This is a genomic window from Chryseobacterium sp. CG10_8 (genome assembly GCF_058117085.1).
Genome location: NZ_JBYVEB010000151.1, coordinates 1 through 5006, shown reverse-complemented (window position 1 = coordinate 5006; position 5006 = coordinate 1). Strand labels below are relative to the sequence as shown.

4 protein-coding genes are annotated in these 5006 nt (G+C 34.3%); all 4 read left to right on the top strand.

Annotated features, from left to right (window positions below; all coding sequences use genetic code 11):
• The first annotated feature begins 128 nt into the window (after positions 1-128).
• Positions 129-662: a phage tail-like protein gene (locus AC4AGG_RS15255; RefSeq protein WP_489772875.1), complete on the top strand. Its 534-nt coding sequence runs from the start codon at positions 129-131 to the stop codon at positions 660-662.
• A gap of 211 nt (positions 663-873) precedes the next feature.
• Positions 874-1491, top strand: a complete 618-nt coding sequence (locus AC4AGG_RS15250; protein ID WP_489772874.1) for a hypothetical protein — start codon at positions 874-876, stop codon at positions 1489-1491.
• A 93-nt stretch (positions 1492-1584) separates the two neighbouring features.
• Entirely contained in the window at positions 1585-2538 is a 954-nt protein-coding gene (locus AC4AGG_RS15245; RefSeq protein ID WP_489772873.1) for a choice-of-anchor J domain-containing protein, read from the top strand.
• Positions 2539-2557: 19 nt separating this feature from the next.
• Positions 2558-5006, top strand: a 2449-nt coding sequence (locus AC4AGG_RS15240) for a hypothetical protein (RefSeq protein ID WP_489772872.1), incomplete at its 3' end; no start/stop codon positions are given.

Below are 5006 nucleotides of genomic sequence, written 5' to 3'. Positions count from 1 at the left end.
GCCAACAATGCATGGAACTGTTACACCACACCTGCCTGTCCATAAATATCAAGAAAATTAAATCTCCGAAGGAAAGTGATTTTCTTTCCTTTGGGTTTTAATAGAGTTAAAAAATAAAGAATAAGAAAATGAAAAAAATAATCACGATATTATCCATATTATTCATTACACTAGAAGGATATTCACAAGTCATCATAGGAGACGCAGTGGGAACTGCATCGAACAAGACATCTGTTTTATTGGAGTTTGCCAATACGAATAATAAAGGCATCATCTTGCCTTATGTACGAACACTTCCTAGTGCACCAACAGAAGGTACAATATTGTTGGATGCAAGCACAGCCACAACAGCAAGAGTAAAATATTACAATGGAGGATGGATTGACCTAAGCGGACAAGATGCTGATATCACGACACAACTTACTGAACAACCAGAAGGAATCACAGAAACGACATCTAAAGCTATTATTGGAGCTACCAGTAGTACCGCAGATGGGGTTTTGGTCTTGGAGAGTACGACCAAAGCCATGGTTTTACCTATTGTATCGGATACCAACAATGTTCCAAGTCCATCCCCTGGAATGATGGTGTACATCAACAAATCAGGAGCAAAACGCTTAGCTGTATTCAATGGCAGCAAATGGAGCTACTGGAAACCGTAGATCACAAAATTCTATTTATTAAAACCGTTCTTTTTTGAACGGTTTTTTTTGAGTTTTATGAAAAAATGCATCGAGTGTGAATGTACAAATAAGCTTCCCAATTAATGTTTTTAGAGTATATTCAAAAATAAATTTTGAAAAAAATGACTTAAAAACTACTTTTTACATTTGGTAGTAAGTTTTTTTTTTTATTAAAAGAAAATATTTACATTTGCAGTCAGAAAAAACACATTTGATAAATAATTATTTACTCTATTCTCCTAAAAAAGGATTAAATGAAATGAAATTAACTAGTAAAACTCTATTTATTTATTTATTTTTATTTCTTCCTCTTATTTTTTATTCTCAAAATTCTTTCGTCAATTCTAGCAGTCAGGAAAATCTTGAAAACACAATATTTATAGCAGGTAATGTAAATATTGTAGGAGAAGATTACATTAATGTTAAAATTTCAAGACCTAGTAGAATAAATCAAAATCCTTCCAAAAGATCAGTAGATAAGGTTAAAAAATTGGTTGAAAAAAAAAAATCGACTAAACAAAAAGAAATTGAAAATCTTAAAAGGATTGTAAAACACAAAAGCGTAACAAAATTTTTTTTTCCCAGAGAAAATAGCAATACTAAGTATTCAAAGTTTTATAAATCCTCTGAACTTTTTACTTTACCTAGAGATTTCCATAAGTTAATCACGATTATTAAGCCCTTCAAATCTATAAATGATTTGTTTATTTCAAGGGCTAAAAACCTTTCTTTTTTTACCATAAAGGCGGAGGTGTTAAGCATTAGAAATTGCGACTCTATAAGACCTCCACCGTTTTTTTATTCATAAAAAAACATAATCTAAAAAACTCATTTTTTATAAATCTTTCAAATAATTTTTGAAGGATATATTGATTATTAAAATTAACATATTATTAAAAAATTGAAAAAAACATCATTAATTGTTTTGTTTACTTTCTTTGTAGGAGTAAAATCACAAACTACTATTTTAGATGAAGGTTTTGAGAGTTACCAAAGTTTTACTATTAATAATTTTGGTTCTTGGACGACACTTGATTTGGATGGATTAGCAACAAGAACGTTAGGTGGAGATCCCGCTCCTCCAACAAATTGGGTCGCGGACTGGCCAAATAGATATTTGCCACAAGCGTTTCAAATTTTTCAACCTTCAGCTGCTAATGTAACTAATGATGCAACAGGAGCAACAGGTGAAATTAGAAATTTTGATCCCCATTCAGGAAGTAAATATGCAGGTTCTTGGGCTGGAGAAATGGTCACTTCTTTTGAAGGAAACAAAGATTGGCTAATCTCTCCTGCCATTACATTAGGAAGTTCCGGAAATCAGTTAAGCGTTTGGGTAAAAACACTTTCCAATAGTTATGGTGATGAGAGATTTCGTATCGGAGTTTATAATGGAGCTGGAAACCCTACTTCTTCCAACGACTTTACCATTATAAGCCCTAATTACTCACCAACCGAACCTTTCCAATATGCTTTTTCTTATTGGACTCAAAGGACATTAAGTTTGGATGCGTTTGCGGGACAAACCGTAAAGATTGGGATTTATTGTTTAACACAACAAGGATCGATGTTAATGGTAGATGATTTTAAGGTTACCACAACGGGAACTTTAAATACAGCGGATTTTCATCAAAAAGAAGATGTAGAGATTTATCCTAATCCTGCTGAGGATTATTTTAAAATTAAATCAAGCATTGAGATTTCAAAAGTAGAAATTTTTGCTTTAGATGGCCGAAAGATATTGGAAACAACCAAAAGTATTGTTACGATCTCTGATTTAAAATCGGGAACGTACTTCGTTAAAATAACGGATAAACAATTAAATATTAAAACAACAAAAATAATTAAAACATAACAAAAAAAAACATAAAAAAATGAGGAAATTTTTAAAATTATTTATTATTCCATTTCTAATTCTGTTAGGAAATGGACTGAAAGCACAGGCTTGTCCCTCGGCAGGATCTGTAACGCTTTCTACAAGTACCACAGCAAATACTTGTGCGGGAAATGGGACAATTACTGCAACCTATAATCCATCAGGATCTTCAAGTAATGTAACGGTTCAGTTATTAAAAAGTGGGTCTATCTTATCTTCGGTTGTGAACACCGCAAGCCCAAATACTTTTTCTAATTTACAACCGGGTACAGATTATCAAGTTCGATTGATTTGTAGTACAGATAATAGTGTAATTTTAGCTACTAATAATGTTACTGTTGCGGATAATTACGTTCCTATTACTGCACTTAATGTTAATATCACAGACGTTTGTACCAATTTTACACCAGGTGGTACTTTTACTGTTTCTGGAGTTACAGGAGGAACGGCACCTTATGAATATTCAATTATTGAAAATTCAAATGCAGGATATAATGACAGCTTAAGTCAATATTCCGCAAGTAATACAAAAAATGTAACTTCTTTTGGAACTTATCAAATAAGGGTGAAAGATGCCTGTGGAAATTATTATACCGTAACAAGACAGCTTGGACCATCCATTTCTACATTTCAATATTCTTGGAAACCGACTCCAGTTTGTGGAAGCAATACATCTACCGCAACCTTTTGGTATGGATGGAATCCTGATAATGATAGCGGGGCAGCTATGACTACACAACCTAACGGAGTTAAAATTGAAATTAGAGATACAGATGCTTCTGGAACCATTTTATATTCAGGAACGATTGCAGATGCTACTACTACTTTTAATTATCCAATGTCCGCAAGTCATCTGTATTATGTGACTACTACGAATGCTTGTGGTGTCGCTTCATCTTATACTCATTATTTAAATGGGGCAAATAATGCTGAGATTAGAGATTTTTCCGTTGTAACCGGAACTTCTGGATGTGGTGCTTCTACAACCATGAGTGTTTCTTCTAATTTTAGCACATATTCTTTTTGGAAATATCCTATTACAGTTCAGGTAAAAAACTCTTCTGGAACTGTTGTGGCAACACAAACAATTAATGATGTAAATGGATCTTTAAATGTTACTGGATTGCCTTTAGGCGATTATACTGTTACTGTTACAGACTCGTGTGGTGTTTCTCTTACAAAATCGGCTACTAATCCATCTAGTGCAGGTGCTCCAACTTTGTCACTCAATCAAATTTTAATGTGGAGATGTGGAGATGGAGGAGCTCTTCTTCCTTTAACCCAAAATGGTACAACACAGGCACAAGTTCAGATTGATGGCTATCTTCCAGATCGTGCCAATGCAGTGGTTACCATTACAAGTGGGCCATCCCAAGTAGGAGTGAATGGGGTTTATGTAGATGGTCAGTATTGGGCATGGAGTAACCTGCTTCCAGGTACCTATACTGTTTCATATACTAGTTGCGGAGTAACCAATACAGGTAGTTTTACAATAGCAAACGATCACCCATCAATATTAAATCAAAGCTTTAGTGCTTATGCTAATTCGGATTGTGGTGGTACGGGAAATATTTACTCAAATAAAGCATATAATGGAACTTATAATACGGCTATTGAATTATTGAATAGTGCAGGAACCGTTATTGATTCAAATGTTACAGGAAATTTCACGAATTTACCAGCAGGTACCTATACTGTAAGAATGGTAGTAAAACCTTGGTGTAGTCACACATATAATTATTATATAGATCAACCAGTTACCCTTACCATTGCTACGGCAGGTTCTGGAGCTGCGGTTACCTCTTCTGTAGGTGCTATTTGTGAAGATGCTTCTGGCAATGCGCTTTCTACAGGTTCAGCATATTTGGATATTTCAGGAGCAGGACCTTTTACTGTAAATTATTCGACCTCTGCTACAGGACCTTGGACAACAATTACCAATGCTGGAAATAATTTGTCCATTAATAATCTTACTGCCAATACGCTATATTATATGCAAATTACTGATAATTGTGGCGTACTGACAAATACATCTGTTCAGATCAAAACCATTGGGAATTTAAGTTCTACAAATACGGCTCATCCATGTAATGGATCTGCTTATGCATTAACAATTCCTTATTATTCTGGAGCTACTTATACTTGGACTAATCCTTCAGGAGTCGTAGTTTCTAATACAAGAACTTATTCTGTACCAAGCTGGAGTAACAGTTATAATGGAACTTATGTTGCAAAAATTACTTGGGGTAATTGTGTTACCCGATATGTAACTCTTACGGTCGATAGCAATCTTTGTGTACAGCCAATTGATGCTTGTTCTATATCTGCAACAAATCCAGATTCAGACGGAGATGGAATTTCTAATGCCTGCGATTTGGACGATGATAATGATGGGATTTTGGATACTGTAGAATATGGTAACTGTACGACAGGGATAAGTAAATCTG

What these genes read in the sequence shown, in the direction of transcription:
- AC4AGG_RS15255 (WP_489772875.1), top strand. Translation starts at nt 129, where the DNA reads ATGAAAAAAATAATCACGATATTATCCATATTATTCATTACACTAGAA.